Raw genomic sequence first — 14,732 nt, forward strand, 5'->3', positions numbered from 1 at the left:
TCGTCAGTCCGCCGCCACCCGGATGATCGTCTTGCCCGGCACGCGACGGCGCCGGGTGAAGGCCTCCGGCGCCTCGGCGAGCGGGAGCACCTCGCCGACGAGGGGCTTCAGCCGGCCGTCCCGCACCCGCTGGGCCAGCTCCCCGAGCCGCACCCGGTCGGGCTCGACCACGAAGAACACCGCGCGCCCGTGCTCCGGCCACACCGTCGGCGGCTCGGCGATCGTCACGAGGGTGCCGCCGGGGCGGACCAGCGCCGCCGAGCGCGCGAGGACGTCGCCGCCGAAGACGTCGAACACCACGTCGGCGGGTTGCTCCCACTCGTCGCCCGCCAGGTCCGCGAACGCGTCGGCACCCAGGCCGAGCACGAGGTCGCGGTCACGGGCCCGGCCGGTGCCGACCACCCGGGCGCCGGCCTCCCGGGCGAGCTGGACGGCGAGCGATCCCACGCCGCCGGCGGCGCCGTGGATCAGCACCGTCTGGCCGGTGGTGAGCCCGGCGTGGTCGAACAACCCCTGCCACGCGGTCAGTCCCGAGATCGGGAGCGCCGCGGCCACGGTGTGGTCGAGGTCGGCGGGCAGCGGCGCGAGGTTGCGCGCCTCCACGGCCGTGTACTCGGCCAAGGAGCCGTCCCGCGCCCAGTCGGCGAACCCGAACACGCGCTGGCCGACGGTCAGGCCGGTCGTCCCGTAGCCGAGCTCGGCCACGACACCGGACAGCTCGTGCCCAGGCACGCTGGGCGCGCGGTCGTGGCCGGCGCGGTCGGTCCAGGTGGCCGGCCAGGACAGCTCGCCGGGCGTGAAGCCGGCGGCGTGGACCTCGACGACGACGTCGTTTTCGGCGGCGTGCGGGTAGGGCAGCTCGGCCGGTGCGAGCCCGCCGACGCCCGCTTCCCGATCACTCGCGGTGATGGCACGCATGTCAGCTCTCCCAAGCGGAACCGAGGATGCGCTCGACGGTCGTCGTGCGCTGGAAATCGGGCAGGAAGTGCGCGAGGACGTCGGCGTTGACGGTGCCGTTGGTGGTCTCCGGGCGGTCCTTCTGCCCCTCGAAGTAGGCGGTCAGGAACTCGTGCTTGAAGTCGCCCCGCGGGTGCGCGGCGACGATCTCCGCCACCCGGCCGGGGTCCAGCTCGCCGAGGCCGAACCCGACGACGTCGGTCAGCACGCCGAAGTGCGTCGCGGCGATCTCCGGGCCCATGCGGCCGGGGATGCCGGGGGTGGTGTGCAGCGCGATCGCCGTCCACACGGTGTCCGCGGCCGCGGCGGGGAAGCCGTGCTCCAGCAGGAACCGGCGCCCGTGGTCGGCGCCGTCGACCTCGAAGCGCTGTTCGACGTCGGAGAACGGCGTCGCCAGGCCGGTGTCGTGGAACAGGGCGGCCAGGTAGAGCAGCTCGGGATCGGGGTCCACGCCGAGCCGCTCGGCGTGGAGCCGGGCGAAGAAGTAGACCCGGCGGGAGTGGTGGTAGACGAGCGGGCTGGTGATGTCCCCGACGAGCCGTGCCGCTTCCGCGACCGCCGCCGTCCCGGGGACGTCCACTCCCGCGATGACCTCCGTCATGACCGTTGCCTTTCCTCCTCGAGAACCGCGACGAAATCGTCGGGACGGACCAGGAACGCTTCGTGATCACCGGGCACGGCGACCGGCTCGACCCCGAGCCGGCCAGGGAACCGCGGGCACCAAGCGTATTCGCCCGGCGGCATGGCCAGGTCGGCTTCGCCGGCCAGGTAGCTGACCGGGACCTCGAGCGCCGGCGCCTTCATCGGCTGCTCGAAGTAGCTCATCGGCTGCGGCACGAGCAGGTCGTACAGCAGCCGCCGCGCGGGTTCCGGGGTCTCCTGGGCGAAGGCGTTCTGCCAGACCTCGTACGGGAGGACGACCGAGTGGTCGCCCGACTCCCGGGCGAGCCGCCGGAACAGGTCGGCGTGCCCGGGCGGGACGTCGTCCACGAGGGCGACGCCGTCTTCCGGCACGAAGGCGCTGTAGAAGACCACTCGGCGCAGCCGTCGCGGGACTCGGTGGGCCGCCCCGAAGACCGGGTAGCCGCCCCAGCTGTGCCCGACGAGGGTGACGCCGGTCAGGTCGTTGCGCTCGAGCACGTCCGCGACGAAGTCGACGGTGTCGGCGAGGTCGAACCGGCGGGGGTCGTCGCCGTCCGCCAGCCCGGGCAGCGTGAGCGCCAAGACCCGGTGCCCGCGGGCCCGCAGCCGGTGCGCGACCGGGCGCCAGGACCAGGCGCCGTGCCAGGCCCCGGGGACGAGCACGTACGTCTCCATCGAGCGAACCACCTTCCCGCGGCACCGTTGCCGCGCAACCTGGGACCGACGCTAAGCCGATGTTTCGTTACAGTCAAGTACTGTAACCTATCTAACGCGGACCGCGGCGCCCGCGCACGGGGTCGCCGCGTGCGGGCGCCGGGCTCACTTGGTGGACGCGATGAAGTACACGACCACGCCGATCAACGCGAGGACCTCGCTCAGCACGAACGTCGAGTACCCGATCGTCTGCAGTTTCCCTCGCATTTCCGGCTGCCGGGCGGTACTATTGATAACGGCGGCGAAAATGAGGCCGACACCGATTCCCGGGCCGATCGCACCCAGCCCGTAGCCGATGGCGGCGAGGCCGGGGTTGAGGTTGACGGTTTGCGCCAGAACAGCATTGTTCATGGACATTCCCCTTCACATCGGTCCACGCGCACGCTCGCGTGGAGCAGCGGCTTCTGGTGTCGCACCGAACAAGCGAAGGCGCCGGAAAACGGCGGCCGGGTCAGGTCGAGGGCACTCGCCGGGCAGAATAATCGACGGGGCGGGAATTCACCGGAACCGATGGTTCGAACACGGCAAGGATATCAGAAAAAGGCATGGTCCGCCCCTGCACGGAATGCGTTACGCCGGTTCGCCGACAGCGAAGAAGCCGCTCAGTCCTCTTCGGCCGTCGCCGACAGGAACGCCGCCAAGTCGTCGGTGAACCGCAGCAGCAAGTCGTAGAACGTCCGGCGATCCTTCGGCGACCACCCCGACAGCGCTTCGCCGAACCAGCCGAGCAGCGTGGTGACGTACCGGTCGGCCAGCTCGGCGCCATCCGGGGTCAGCTCGACCAGGCGGGCGCGACGGTCGTCCGGATCGGCCAGCCCGCGCACCAGGCGACGGCGTTCGAGCACGTGCAGGTGGCGCGTGACGTGCGGCCCGGCGACCTGCATCCGGTCGGCGATCTCGCCGACGCGCATCGCCTTCCCGCCCGTGTGCAGGGCGAGGATGATCGACAACCCGGGGCGGTCGAGGTCGGCGCCGACCCGCTTCATCGCCCGCTCCCCCAGTCCGCTGCGGTTCATCAGGGTGCCCAGCTGCATCAGCCGGGGCAGCACGGAGCGCAGGTCGGACCCGTCGCCGGCGTCGGTGTCGGCCATCACACTCCCTTAGATAGCTAACTTAGGTATATAGTTGCGTCATGCCGCAACGTCCTCGCGGCATTGTCGCACCCACAATATAGATACCTAACTTAGCTATCGGGGGTTTCCATGAACACGGTCCTCATTTCCGGCGCGAGCATCGCCGGTCCCGCACTGGCCCACTGGCTGCGGCAGTCCGGCTATGCGGTCACCGTCGTCGAGAAGGCACCCGTCCTCCGCGACGGCGGCTACCCCATCGACGTCCGCGGGACGGCCCTGGACGCCGCGCGGCGGATGGGGATCCTCCCCCGCCTGCGCGACCTGCACGTCGCCACCCGCCGGCTGGTCTTCCTCGACACCGACGGCAGCGAGATCGCGGCGCTGGACCCCAACGCGGTCGCCGGCGGCACCGACGGCGAAGACGTCGAGGTCCGCCGCGGCGACCTGACCCGCACGTTGTACGACCTGATCCGCGACGACACCGAGATCCGCTTCGGCGACAGCGTCGAGACCCTGGCGCAGCACGCCGGCGGCGTCGACGTCACCTTCCGCAGCGGCCGGCAGGAGACCTACGACCTCGTCTTCGGCGCCGACGGCCTGCACTCGCGGACCCGCGGGCTGGTCTTCGGCGACGAAAAGCAGTTCCACCACTACCTCGGCTACAGCTTCGCCGGGTTCACCATGCCCAACGTCTTCGGCCTCCGCCGCGAGGGTCTCGCGTGGAGCACGCCGGGCAAGGGTGCGGCGCTCTATTCGGTCCTCGACAGCGAAGAAGTCCACGGTTTCCTGGTGTTCGCCCGGCAGGACCCGCCGATCGAGGCGTTCCGCGACCCCGCGGCGCAGCGCGACCTGGTCGCCGAGACGTTCGCGGGCGAGGGCTGGGAGACCGCGCGGATGGTCGCGGCGATGCGCGAGGCCGACGACCTTTTCTTCGACGTCGTCAGCCAGATCCACCTGCCACAGTGGACGGACGGCCGCGTCGCGCTCGTCGGCGACGCCGCCCACGCGCCGTCCTTCCTGACCGGGCAGGGCACCAGCCTCGCGCTCGTCGGCGCGTACGTGCTCGGCCACGCCTTGGCGACGATTCCCGACCACACGGCGGCTTTCGCGGCCTACGAGAGCCGGCTGCGGGACTTCGTCGAACGCAACCAGGCCACGGTGTCGGAAGGCAAGTCGACGCTGTTCCCCGCGACGGCGGCCGACCTCGAACGCCGCAACGCCGCCCTCCGGCAGCTGGCGAAGTCGCCGTCGGGGAGTCCGCGGCCCGAGCATTCGGCGTTGACGCTGCCGGACTTCCCCTGACCGGTCACCGGTGCAGGTGGGCGGCCAGGGTTTCGGCCGCTTCCCGGGGCGGGCACGCGCCGATCAGGACGTGCGCGGCGAGGCCGTCCACCAAGGCCGAAGCCGCCCGTGCTTCGGTGCCCGGCACGGGTCCGGTGGCGACGGCGCGCGTGCGGAGATCCCGGTGGAGCGCGCCGAAGCGTCGGCGCACCGGGTCGGCGAGGTCCGGGCCCGCGGCCGAGCGGACGAGCAGGCCCAGCCACGGCCGGTGCACGGCCAGGTCCGGCACCGGCTGCCCGGCCAGCGCACCGAGAAGGCCGGTCTCGTGCCGGGCGGCGGCGATCCGGCGATCGACGGCGTCGACGGTGTTGGTGAGGGTCAGCCGCAGCAGCAGCTCTTCGGCGGCGGCGTGGCGCACGGCCCACTCCGCGGGGCGCCGGACCTCGGCGGCAACGGCGGACGCGGTCACCGCCGCCAGCCCGTCCCGCGCGATGATCCGCACCACCGCGTCGGCCACTTCGGTCCTGCGCATTTCCCCGGCCCTCCCCGCCCTCGCTGCCTGTCCATGGTGGGTGCGGCGTCGGGGGTGGCGCGACGATTAGGGCAGCACCGAATCGTCGTGCAACAAGCCGGCGCCGCGCGCGGTGCGCTCGTACAGCACCACCCGGCCGCTCCGCCGCGAGCGCACCAAATGGTTCAGCCTCAGCACCGCGAGGTGCTCGCTCACCGTCGCCGGTGTCACTCCCAAGTGCTGCGCGAGTTCCGTCGTCGACCGGGGCAGGTCGAGCAGGGCCAGCAGCGCGGCCCGGCTGCGGCCGACCAGCTCGGCCAGCGGCGCCGGGGCCACCGGCGCCTCTTCCCAGAGCCGGCCGACTCCGCGGGCCGGGTAGCCGATCGAGACCTGGTCGTGGCCGTCGCACACGCTGAGCCGTGGCCAGATGAACGCGCTCGGCTTGAGCAGCACGCCGACGCCGTTCACCGTGTGCCGGACGTCGTGGTGCGGCAGCAGGACGCGCAGCACGTCGCCGGCGTACTCGATCCGCGGGTGGAGGTCCTCGAAGAGCCGGGCGAGGCCGCCGCCGGTCAGGGTGGCCGACCGGTGGGCGAGGTCGGCTTCGTGCAGCGCGCACAGCCGGGGCCAGACCGGCTCGATCGCCGCGCGCCAGTACGCGGCGAGCAGATCGCACAACGGGCCGAGTTCGCGCCCGGGGTCCTCGTACAGCGGGCGCAGGATCGCCGGGATCTCGCCGGGCGCCCAGCCTTCGTCGAAGTAGCACCGGACCCCGGCGTCGTCGGTGGCGCGCACGCGCTCGAGCTGGTCCGCGAAGGTTTCCCCGGGTTCGGTCAGCGGGTTGAGGAAGCCCGGGAAGCCGTGGTCGAGCGACAGCAGCGTGACGAGCACGGTGACGTCGAGGCCGGCCAGCCGGGACCGGGCCATCGTCACCCACGGGCGGTGCAGATCCACGCCGCGGCGGCCCGCCAGGACGTAGACGCTGTTGCGCAGCTCCTCCATCGGCGAGCGCGCGAACCGCACCTTCGCCAGGTCGAGCGTTCCCAGCACCAGCTCGATCACGGCTCGATGTTACGTCAGCGGCGCCGAAATCCGGTCGGGCGCGGACGCCTCCGTCGCGGATCCGCCGCAGTTCACGCCGTGGTCCCGGCCGATCGGGCAGCGCCCCGGCAGCGCACCGATCACGCCGACGTACCGAGCCGCTCGACGAGCATGCGCCGGACCTCGTCCGCGGTCTCCGTGCCCGCGGCCTGCGTCACCGCCTCGGTGACCGCCGGGACCAGCTCGGCGACCAGCTTCCCTTCGAGCGCCGTTGCGAGGCGGTCGGGGTCGACCGGGTGGGCCGGGCTGTCGGTGATCAGCTTCGTCACCGCGTCCAGCGAAGAGCCGAGCGCCGTGATCTTCGCGTCCATGTCCTTGATGAACTGGGCGTAGTTGCGGTTGCCCGCGCTGTCGAACGTGTTGCCCCACATCAAGCGGACGAAGTCGTCGTTGCTGAATGGCATGTCACCCTCCGGGTCGAGGTGGTTTCCGGTGTAGGACTCGTCGAAGTCGACCGCGCCCGCCGAGCCGGGCAGGCTGCCGCTGCTGGTGTACTGGTGGACGTCGTAGCGGCCCGGGTAGCGGCCCGCTCCCGGTGCTTCCGGCCGGGCGCCGTAGCGGGCGATCACGATCACCAGGTCCGGGACGTCCCACAGGTCCGGCCGCAGCGCGGCGGCGAACGACGCACTCAGGTAGACGGCCGGCCGGAAGCCCGCGGCCGCGACGCGGCGGCAGAACGCCGTCCCGAACGCCCGGGCCGCGCCGTCCGGGCGGAACGGCGCCTCGAGGTCCAGCATCGGCGCGACGCCGGTCGCGCCGAGCCGCCGGACCTCGGCCAGCAGCAGGTCGGCCTGGGCCTCCGGGCCGAGGGTCAGCTGGGCGTAGTGGTAGCCGCCGACGGGGATCCCGCGCGACTTCGCCCCCGCCACGTGCGTGTCCGGCCGGTACACCACACCCCCTTCCGCGCGCGTGTAGGGCGCTCCCCCGTCGGAGACCTTGACCCACACGAACGCGAGGTCGCTGACCTGGTCCCAGCGCACGCCGCGCTGGTAGAACGGATGGACGTCGGTTCCTCTTGCCATGGTCGGCACTCCCTTCGCGGACAACACCTTCCTTCACCAGAAGAAGATCCAGCGGCCGTCGAGGCGCACCCCGTGGCCCTGGTAGGTCACCCGGCGCTGGCCGGGCGAGAAGCACTTGGACGCCGAAATCCGGTGCCACAGCTCGGTTTCGGTGAACACCACCGTGCCGGCGCGGTAGGGCACCGTGACCGGCTCGCCGCCGCCCCGCCGGGCGGGCGGGGCGCCGGGCGCGTCGGCCTCCAGGTCCAGGCCGCTGCCGCCGTCCGGCAGGACGATCGGCACGGTGAAGTTGACCACCGCGGTGATCGCGGAGCGCCGGGCCACGAGCGACGGCACCTGCGTCTCGAGGGCGTCGACGTGCCAGCCGCCGCCTTCGTACTCGCCGGGGGCCGGGAAGCCGAACACGTGGAACCCGGGGACGGCCAGCTCCTCGGCGTACACGACCGGCAGTGCGTACCGGTGCTCGAAGAAGGCGGCCACCCGCTCGTGGACGAGGCGGAAGTGCCGGTACAGCACCCGGTTCTCCGCACGGGCGCGGGCCGCGTAGTAGTCCGGGCGGTCGCGGTTGCGGTAGAACGGTTCGCCGATGGTGAGCAGGCCGCCGGGACCGTCCCCGTGCCGCAGCCCGGCCGGCACCGCGTCCACGGCGGCGGCGATCTCCGCCACCTCCGCGGGGGTGAACAATTCGGCGGCGAAGGCCCGCGCGCCCCCGAACCGGACCTCCTCGACGGTGTCCATCGTGGTCATGCCGGACGCTCCTTGCACAACGCCGCCGCGGCGAGCAGCCCGGCGATGGCCGCCGCGATCGGCTGGCCGGTTTTCGATTCGTAGTAGGTGAACCCGGGCGACGGGTTGACCTCGAAGCAGTACCACTCGCCGTCCGGGGTCCGGCGCAGGTCGATGCCGGCCACCGGGAGCCCGAGCCGCTTCGCCAGGTCACGGCAGCGGGCGGCGACGTCGTCCGGCAGGTCGATCCCGGTCAGCACCGGAGGGCGCAGCCCCTGCGCGCGGGCGTAGCGGTAGTCGTCGGCCTCGCTGTCCACCTCGACGGCGAACACGTCGGTGCCCACGACGTGCACCCGCACGTCGGTGCCCGGCACGTGCCGCTGGAACTGGGTCGGGCAGGTCCGCACGTCCGGCAGCCGGACGGTGTCGGCAGGCCCGACACGGCGCACGCGGCTGCGGATCCCGCTGGTGGACTTGACGATGACGTCCCCGTGCTCGCCCAGGAACGCCGCGACCCGGGCCGGGTCGTTGGTGACGACGGTCGGCGGCACGAGGAAGCCCGCGGCCGCGACGATCCGCAGCTGGTAGGGCTTGGAGCCGTTGCTCGCCCCGGCTTCCGGCCGGTTCAGGACGTAGGCCGGGGTGCGGTCGGTCCAGGCGTTGAGCACCTGGTCCACCTCGGCCGCGTGCCGCCATTCCGGGGCGGCAGGCGGCCGCGTGCGCACGGCGGGCAGCCGCGTGCTGTCGTGCGGGCGCACGTAGGCGGCCCGGACGGCGTCGAGGTCGAACTCCTCCCCCGCGACGGTCACCCGGGTGCGCCCGGCCGAGATCCGCACGGTCGTGTCGAGCACGCGCCGCTGGTCGAGGAAGCGGACGGGGGCGTTCAGTTCCCGCAGCCGCGCGTGCACGGCGGCCATCGGGTCGTCGGCGAGCAGGCCCCAGAGCAGGATCGTCATCCGGCCACCGCCATGGCGTCGGGGACCACACCCAGCGCGGCCAGGACGGCGTCGGCCACCCCCGGGTCGGCCAGGTCAGGCCACGCCGAAATGTCCCGCACCCGCGCATGCGCCCCGCGACCGGACACCGTCGCCGTGAGCAACGGCGTGCGTGCCAGACGGCCCAGCTCGCACAGCCGCCGGCCCAGCTCCGGGTGGACGTCGCCGACGCAGACGTCGCCGACCACATGCGCGCGCACCGCGCGGTCCCAGTCCGGAACGGCGGCGGCCGGCGGTGCGGCCGGCAGCCCGACGCGGCGGCCGGCGGCCTCGACGCGCAAGCCTGCCGACGCCGCCACCTCGGCCCACTGCTCGGGGAACCACGGTGGTCCGTTGAGGCTGCGCGGGTCGGGCGGGTTCAGCACCGGGACGGGACACGCGTCGAGCCAGGCCAGCAGGAACGCGGTCAGCTCGGCCCCCGCGTACGCCCGGTCCGCCGAGCGCACCTCCGGCACGTCCGCCGCGGTGACCACGCCGAGCCGGTTCACCACGCCCGTCGCCGGGATCGGCGTTCCGGCGGCGTCCGCCAGCCCGGTGCGGACGCCGCCGTCGCGGTCCACCTCCAGGTGCCACCGGGTCTCGGCCAGTGCGCCGGGGGTGAGCAGGAGCGCCTCGCTCCCCCACCGCCGCGCCAAAGCCCGGGCGGAACCGTCGTGGGCATGGGCGAGGATCAGCAGCATCTCAGCCGTCCTCGCCGGCCAGCGCGTCCCGGCCCACCTCGGGCCGGTCTTCGAGGGAAATGAACGTGCGCTCGTCGCCTTCCGCCTGGTCCGGCGCGGGCGGCGGGGTGCCGGGCGCGGCGGTGCCGGCGAGGTCGACGAACTCCTTGCGCCCGTCCTTGCCGCGCTCCTTGTCGTCCTTGTCCTTGCTCTCCTTGCCCTCCTTCTCCTTGCCGTCCTTGCCTTCCTTCTCCTTGCTCTCCTTGTCGTCCTTCTCCTTTTCCTTTTCCTTCGTCTCCTTGGTCTCCGCCTTGTCCTTGAGGGGGTCGATCCGGCGGTCGATCGCGGTGATCTTCACCTGCAGCTCCTGGACCACCCCGAACAGCTCCAGCCGCAGCTCCTTCATGCAGTTGCTGACCGTCCGCAGGGCGTCGGCGATGCCGGCCAGGTCGTCTTCGATCGCGTGGAACCGGTGGTTGAAGCCGATCTCGGTCGGGGTCTCCCCGGCCTGCACCACGGTCACGCCGTCGATGAAGTCGGGGTGGCTGAACGTCGGTTCGAAGTGCAGCTCGCACTGGGGCGCCTGCTGGGGAACGTTGGTCTGGAACACGAACGGCGGCGTCACCGTCGTCGTGAGGCCCGGGCCCGACTGCCGGGCGATGGCGCGGCCGAGCACCGCGATGACGTCGTCCTCGGCGATCCCCGCGCCGCGCAGGGCGTCGACGATCGTGTGCGCCGGGACGCCGTAGACGAGCTGTTCGTCGTCGCTCATGAGCTTTCTCCCTGTCCTGCCCGCGCCGACGGCGCCAGGCGGTAGTGCCGGTAGGCCCGGGCGGCGGCGATGCCGAGGCCGGTGAACGCGCCGGAGCCGTCCACGTCCACGTGCCGCCGCCGGATTTCGAAGGTGTCGGCCCGCACTCCGACGGGCGTCACCAGCTCGACGATGTTGAGCAGGTGCTCGTACTGCCGCAGCGTCAGGAGCGTTCCGTCGGGCAATGAAGGCCGCCAGGTGTAGGGGTTGGTCCTGCCGGAACGCTGACCGACCACACAGGACACGACGCTGATGCCTTCGTTGACCACCGGGATCGTGACGACGGCGCCCCGCCGCGACGACAGGGTCGCGTGCTGCGGCCCGAGCCCGCGGACCTGCCAGCGGTGGATCAGGGTGTGTTCGCCGGCCAGGTTGCTGCCCGCCAGCGGCAGTCCCGCGACGCCGAACATCAGCGCCAGCGTTCCGCCGCCGGTGACCAGGGCGACGACGCTGCTCGCGCCGGCCGCGGCGGCCGTGGTGAACAACGGGCTCAGCAGCGTGGAGTTCGCGAGCACGGCCGAGGTGCGGGTGGCGCCGAGGTCGAAGAGCACGTAGTCGCGGGGCGAGACCGTGCCCAGCTGACGGCGGAACGCGGCGACGTCGGCCACCTTCGGCACGCTCCGGCCGTCCAGCGCGGCGTCCAGGCCGGGGACCGTGGACGTCGCCCGCGCGGTCGCCAGCACCGCGGCGGGGTCGGCGACCGGGGTCAGCTGCGCACCCGCCAGCGCGGTGATCACGTTCACCACCGGCACGTCGTGGCCGGGGTCGGCAGGCGAGACCAGCCGCGCGGTCAGCGTCAGCGGGACGTCGCCGTCGGAGTCGGGCTCGACGTCCACCACGAGCGGGCCCATCGGCGCGGTGCTGGTGAACACCGTGCCGTCGGCGTCGCGCTCGACCGTCCGCAGCCCGCACGCCTTGAGCAGCCACGCGCCCGCCGGGTCGGCCGAGCGCGGCACGGGCACCAGGTCCGGGTCCTTCAGCTGGGTGGCCGCGGTGACCGCCGCGTCGAGCTGGGCGGCGACGGGCGCGGCGAACAGCGCGCCGAACCCCAGCTCGAACCGCGAGCCGCCCGCGTTGTCCTGTCCTTTGAGGACTCGCGGCCACGGCCGCGCCCCCAGCTGGACGCAGCGCCGGTCGAGCGTGGCCAGCGCTTCGGCCACGGCGGGCGCCACGGGCTGGAAGGGCTGCACCTGCCAGGTGGCGAGCGCCGCGCGCTGGACGTCCACGCGGGCCACCTCGGCCGGGGGCAGCAGGCGGTGCGCGTGCGCGTCGTCACCTTCGGTGCTGCCCGCCGGCCAGATCAGGTGCACCCGCCGGACCGCGTTGAGCAGCTCGGGGATCTTGCCCGGCGCGCCGGGGGCGACCAGCCGCAGCGCGATCAGCTGCGGATCGGTCGCCTCGTCGACGGTCACCTTGCCCGACACGCCGACGTCGGCGAGGAAACCGCCGCCCAGCACGGAATCGATCCACGGCGTGCTGGGCAGCCGCAGCCCGCGCAGGACCCGCAGCCGCGCGCGGTAGGACGCGTCGTCCTCGCGGGTTCCGTCCGGCTGGAGCGGCCGGGTGGCGGGGGTCTGGTCCTCGGCGTCCCAGAACAGCTCGTCGGAGAACCGCGGGCAGGCGAGGTCGGCGCCGATCCGGTCGAGGGCGTTGCCGCTCGCCACGGCCAGGGTCCGCATCGCGCGGATCTGCCGGGCGGTGCGCCGGATCCGGCCCTTCTCGTCGAGCAGCACGGTGAGCAGCCGCCCGAGCGTGCCCTGGACCAGGTCGAACCGCACGGCGGCGAGCAGCTGCGCCGAGCTGAGCCCGGTACCGGTCTCGCCGCCGCGGATCCCGCGCGCCAGCACGGAAAACGGCGCGACGTCGGCGCCCTTGCCCGGCGCGGGGATCGCGGCCACCAGTGCGGTCCCGGCCGCGGTGTGCGGCGCGAACGTCAGCACCGGCAGGGTCTGCGGTGTGCCGTTGCCGGACTTCAGCGCGGGCAGGACGGTCAGTCCCTGGGCGTCCACATCGGACAGTACGGTGCACAGCACCAGGGCCTGCCGGGTGGGGACGTCGACGACGGCCTCGACCTGTCCCGGTGGTCCGGAAGCGTGCGACGGCAACGGTTTCGGGGTGGCGGCCGGGGACAGCGGGCCGATCAGCTCGGCCGCCGCCGCGGCGAGCACGCCAGCGCCGAGGCCGGCCGGGTCGAGCACGGAGGCGGGCACGGGGTTCGTCATGGCTCACCGCACCGTCAGCCGGCCGGGCGAGGAGACGAAAACCGCGATCTGGTCGGCGCCGATGATCAGGTTCTCGTCGACGTCGAGCACGTCGGGCGAGGTGTCGCTCTCCCCGCCGGAGCCCACGGAGTCGACCGAGTACGGGAAGCGCACCAGCTGCAGCCCGGTGACGTCGACGACGCCGGGCTCGGCCATCATCGCCGCCGACAGCGCCGCCGCCCGCACCGGCTCCGCGAGGGACAGCCCGTCGACGACACCGCGCAGCCGGGCCGCCAGCCGCTGCTTGAGCGCGAGCGCGCCCGGGCTGAGGTTGCGGACGGCGACCGAGCCGGACGGCAGCGGCACGCCCGAGGTCACCACGTCGGCGTCGACGGTGAAGAACACCTGCTCGGCCCGCACGACGTCGGGGAAGATCCCGACCGGGCGGACGTCGCGGATCGCCTGCTCTACCGCCGCGTGCAGCCCCGAAGCCCCCTCCCAGACCGCGGCTTCGGTCGGCGCGACGAGCACGGTGACGAAGAACGGCGACGACATGTCCCGGTCCGCCGCGAAGAGCCGCTCCAGGAAGGTGAACTGGCCGAAGATCGACTGGGACAGGTCGAGCCCGCCCCACCCGTCCCGCACCAGGACCTGCCGCACGCCGGGTACCAGCGCCACGGTGGCCGCGATGGCGTCCGCGGTCCACACCGACCGCGGCGCGTTGAGCAGCAGCGCGCGGTAGCGGTCGTCGTCGAACTGCGCGTTGCCGCCGGTCAGCGCCTGCGTGTGCTGCACACGCACCAGGCCCTGGCCGATCGAGGCGGCCGTGTCGAGGAAGCCGGCCGCCACGTCGGCGGCGATCATCGCGGTGAGCTTCGCGTCGGCGATCTCCCACCGGTCGATCCGCTGCGGGTGCCCACCACCGGCGTCGGTGGCGGCCGGGTCGAGGTTGCCGACGGGTCCCGGGTCGAAGCTCGTCACCGGCACGGACGCCGACGTCACGCCGGCGGTGAACTCGACCGCCGCGGCGAGCGCGACGCGGTGCCCGCCCGGCGTCGCCAGCCGGGAACCGCGCGGCAGCACCAGTTTCGGCACGCTCGCGGGCAGCGCCTCCGCCAGCGTCAGCGTGACCGAACCGGTCGCGGTGAGGAACGGCCGCGTGATGCCGAGTTCCGCGCCCAGTTCCGACAGCGCGCGGCCGCGGGCGGTGCTGACGAAGCTGTCGTCGTACTCCGCCGCCAGCGCCGCCCAGGTCCGCGCGTCCTCGAGGGCGGTGACCTCCAGGAGCTTGCGCAGGACACTGCCGCTCGACAGGTCCACGGCCGGGTCGATCAGCTGCTGCGCGAGGGCGATCTTCTCGGCCAGCAGCCGGGTGAACGGCTTGGGCAGGAACCCCGCCGGCGTCACGCCGAAGCTGCCGCTGCCGGTGGACCGCGTGACGGAGTCGTCGACGGCGAGGACGTCGGTCAGGTCGATGCTGCTGTCGGAGCTCATGGCGTCCTCCCGGTGGTCCCGGCCGCCGCGACGCCCGGGGTGTCGAGGGCGCCCCACTCGGCGCCGGTGGCGAGGCCGCCGGTGGCCAGCGTCGCCGGGTCGCCGGTGATCGCCTCGAACGAGACGGTGATGTCGAACGACCGCGAGGCGCGGCCCTCCGTCGGCGTCGGGGTGGTCAGGTCGACCACCCGCCGCACCCGCGGGTCGGCGGCGACCATCTCGATCACCGCGCTGCGCAGCCCTTCCCGCGCGAGCACCGGCGAGGTCTGGCGCACCAGCGGCGTCAGGCCCAGGAAGCCGAACCGCACGTTGAACGGGTCGCTGCCGCGCAGCGTGGTGAGCCCGATCGCGAGGTCCTGGCAGAGCGCGTCCACGCCTTCGACCAGGTCGAGGTCGACGCCGGTCGCCGTGGCGCGCAGCACCAGGTCGCGGGCGGTGTCCCCGGGGTCGGCCAGGTCGGCGCGTGGGCCGAACCCGAGCAGCTGGCGGCGCCGGACGGCGGAGTCGTCGCCCGGGGGCGGCGGGAGTGCGGTGGTCATGGTCGT

At 73.4% G+C, this 14,732-nt stretch carries 16 protein-coding genes; 1 reads left to right on the forward strand and 15 read right to left on the reverse strand.

What is annotated here, in order from left to right; genetic code table 11:
* Window positions 1–3 precede the first annotated feature (3 nt).
* The 5 genes from AB0J40_RS20455 to AB0J40_RS20475 all read right to left on the reverse strand — a co-directional run bounded on the left by AB0J40_RS20455 (window position 4) and on the right by AB0J40_RS20475 (window position 3,404).
* Window positions 4–918: an NADP-dependent oxidoreductase gene (locus AB0J40_RS20455; protein WP_364455213.1), complete on the reverse strand. Its 915-nt coding sequence runs from the start codon at window positions 916–918 to the stop codon at window positions 4–6.
* A gap of 1 nt (window position 919) precedes the next feature.
* Window positions 920–1,558: an HD domain-containing protein gene (locus tag AB0J40_RS20460; RefSeq protein ID WP_364455216.1), complete on the reverse strand. Its 639-nt coding sequence runs from the start codon at window positions 1,556–1,558 to the stop codon at window positions 920–922.
* Window positions 1,555–2,274 carry an alpha/beta hydrolase gene (locus AB0J40_RS20465; protein WP_364455218.1) on the reverse strand — a complete coding sequence of 240 codons (720 nt, stop codon included), beginning with the start codon at window positions 2,272–2,274 and terminating at the stop codon, window positions 1,555–1,557. Before AB0J40_RS20465 ends, AB0J40_RS20460 begins: the two co-directional genes overlap by 4 nt.
* A 144-nt stretch (window positions 2,275–2,418) precedes the next feature.
* Window positions 2,419–2,664 carry an ATP F0F1 synthase subunit C gene (locus tag AB0J40_RS20470; RefSeq protein ID WP_364455221.1) on the reverse strand — a complete coding sequence of 82 codons (246 nt, stop codon included), beginning with the start codon at window positions 2,662–2,664 and terminating at the stop codon, window positions 2,419–2,421.
* Between the two features lie 251 nt (window positions 2,665–2,915).
* Complete coding sequence (locus AB0J40_RS20475; RefSeq protein WP_364455223.1) at window positions 2,916–3,404, reverse strand: MarR family transcriptional regulator; 489 nt, start codon at window positions 3,402–3,404, stop codon at window positions 2,916–2,918.
* A 111-nt stretch (window positions 3,405–3,515) separates the two neighbouring features.
* Between AB0J40_RS20475 and AB0J40_RS20480 the strand changes: the two genes are divergently transcribed.
* Window positions 3,516–4,688 carry an FAD-dependent monooxygenase gene (locus tag AB0J40_RS20480; RefSeq protein WP_364455226.1) on the forward strand — a complete coding sequence of 391 codons (1,173 nt, stop codon included), beginning with the start codon at window positions 3,516–3,518 and terminating at the stop codon, window positions 4,686–4,688.
* Between the two features lie 4 nt (window positions 4,689–4,692).
* Here the strand turns inward: AB0J40_RS20480 and AB0J40_RS20485 are convergent, their stop codons facing one another.
* From AB0J40_RS20485 to AB0J40_RS20530, 10 genes are all read right to left on the reverse strand, one after another.
* The gene (locus tag AB0J40_RS20485) at window positions 4,693–5,199 is read right to left on the reverse strand and encodes a TetR family transcriptional regulator C-terminal domain-containing protein (protein ID WP_364455229.1); all 507 of its coding nucleotides are present in this window, start codon (window positions 5,197–5,199) and stop codon (window positions 4,693–4,695) included.
* Window positions 5,200–5,265: 66 nt separating this feature from the next.
* Window positions 5,266–6,240, reverse strand: coding sequence for an ArsR family transcriptional regulator (locus AB0J40_RS20490; protein WP_364455232.1), 975 nt, complete (start codon window positions 6,238–6,240; stop codon window positions 5,266–5,268).
* Between the two features lie 119 nt (window positions 6,241–6,359).
* A complete protein-coding gene (locus tag AB0J40_RS20495) occupies window positions 6,360–7,301 on the reverse strand; it encodes a glycoside hydrolase family 25 protein (protein ID WP_364455235.1) in 942 nt (313 codons plus the stop codon).
* 33 nt (window positions 7,302–7,334) lie between these two features.
* Window positions 7,335–8,048, reverse strand: coding sequence for a hypothetical protein (locus tag AB0J40_RS20500; RefSeq protein ID WP_364455238.1), 714 nt, complete (start codon window positions 8,046–8,048; stop codon window positions 7,335–7,337).
* Window positions 8,045–8,983, reverse strand: a complete 939-nt coding sequence (locus AB0J40_RS20505; RefSeq protein WP_364455241.1) for a RimK domain-containing protein ATP-grasp — start codon at window positions 8,981–8,983, stop codon at window positions 8,045–8,047. The genes AB0J40_RS20500 and AB0J40_RS20505 overlap by 4 nt, the downstream gene beginning before the upstream one ends.
* Window positions 8,980–9,702 (reverse strand): hypothetical protein, encoded by a 723-nt coding sequence (locus AB0J40_RS20510; RefSeq protein ID WP_364455244.1) that lies wholly within the window; start codon window positions 9,700–9,702, stop codon window positions 8,980–8,982. Before AB0J40_RS20510 ends, AB0J40_RS20505 begins: the two co-directional genes overlap by 4 nt.
* Window position 9,703: 1 nt before the next feature.
* On the reverse strand, window positions 9,704–10,453 hold the full coding sequence (locus AB0J40_RS20515; protein WP_364455247.1) for a hypothetical protein: 750 nt from the start codon (window positions 10,451–10,453) through the stop codon (window positions 9,704–9,706).
* Window positions 10,450–12,714 (reverse strand): hypothetical protein, encoded by a 2,265-nt coding sequence (locus AB0J40_RS20520; protein WP_364455250.1) that lies wholly within the window; start codon window positions 12,712–12,714, stop codon window positions 10,450–10,452. Before AB0J40_RS20520 ends, AB0J40_RS20515 begins: the two co-directional genes overlap by 4 nt.
* 3 nt (window positions 12,715–12,717) lie before the next feature.
* The gene (locus AB0J40_RS20525; RefSeq protein WP_364455252.1) at window positions 12,718–14,187 is read right to left on the reverse strand and encodes a hypothetical protein; all 1,470 of its coding nucleotides are present in this window, start codon (window positions 14,185–14,187) and stop codon (window positions 12,718–12,720) included.
* Window positions 14,184–14,726 carry a hypothetical protein gene (locus AB0J40_RS20530; RefSeq protein ID WP_364455255.1) on the reverse strand — a complete coding sequence of 181 codons (543 nt, stop codon included), beginning with the start codon at window positions 14,724–14,726 and terminating at the stop codon, window positions 14,184–14,186. The genes AB0J40_RS20525 and AB0J40_RS20530 overlap by 4 nt, the downstream gene beginning before the upstream one ends.
* Window positions 14,727–14,732: the final 6 nt, after the last annotated feature.

The organism is Amycolatopsis sp. NPDC049691, from assembly GCF_040675005.1.
GTDB lineage: Bacteria > Actinomycetota > Actinomycetes > Mycobacteriales > Pseudonocardiaceae > Amycolatopsis.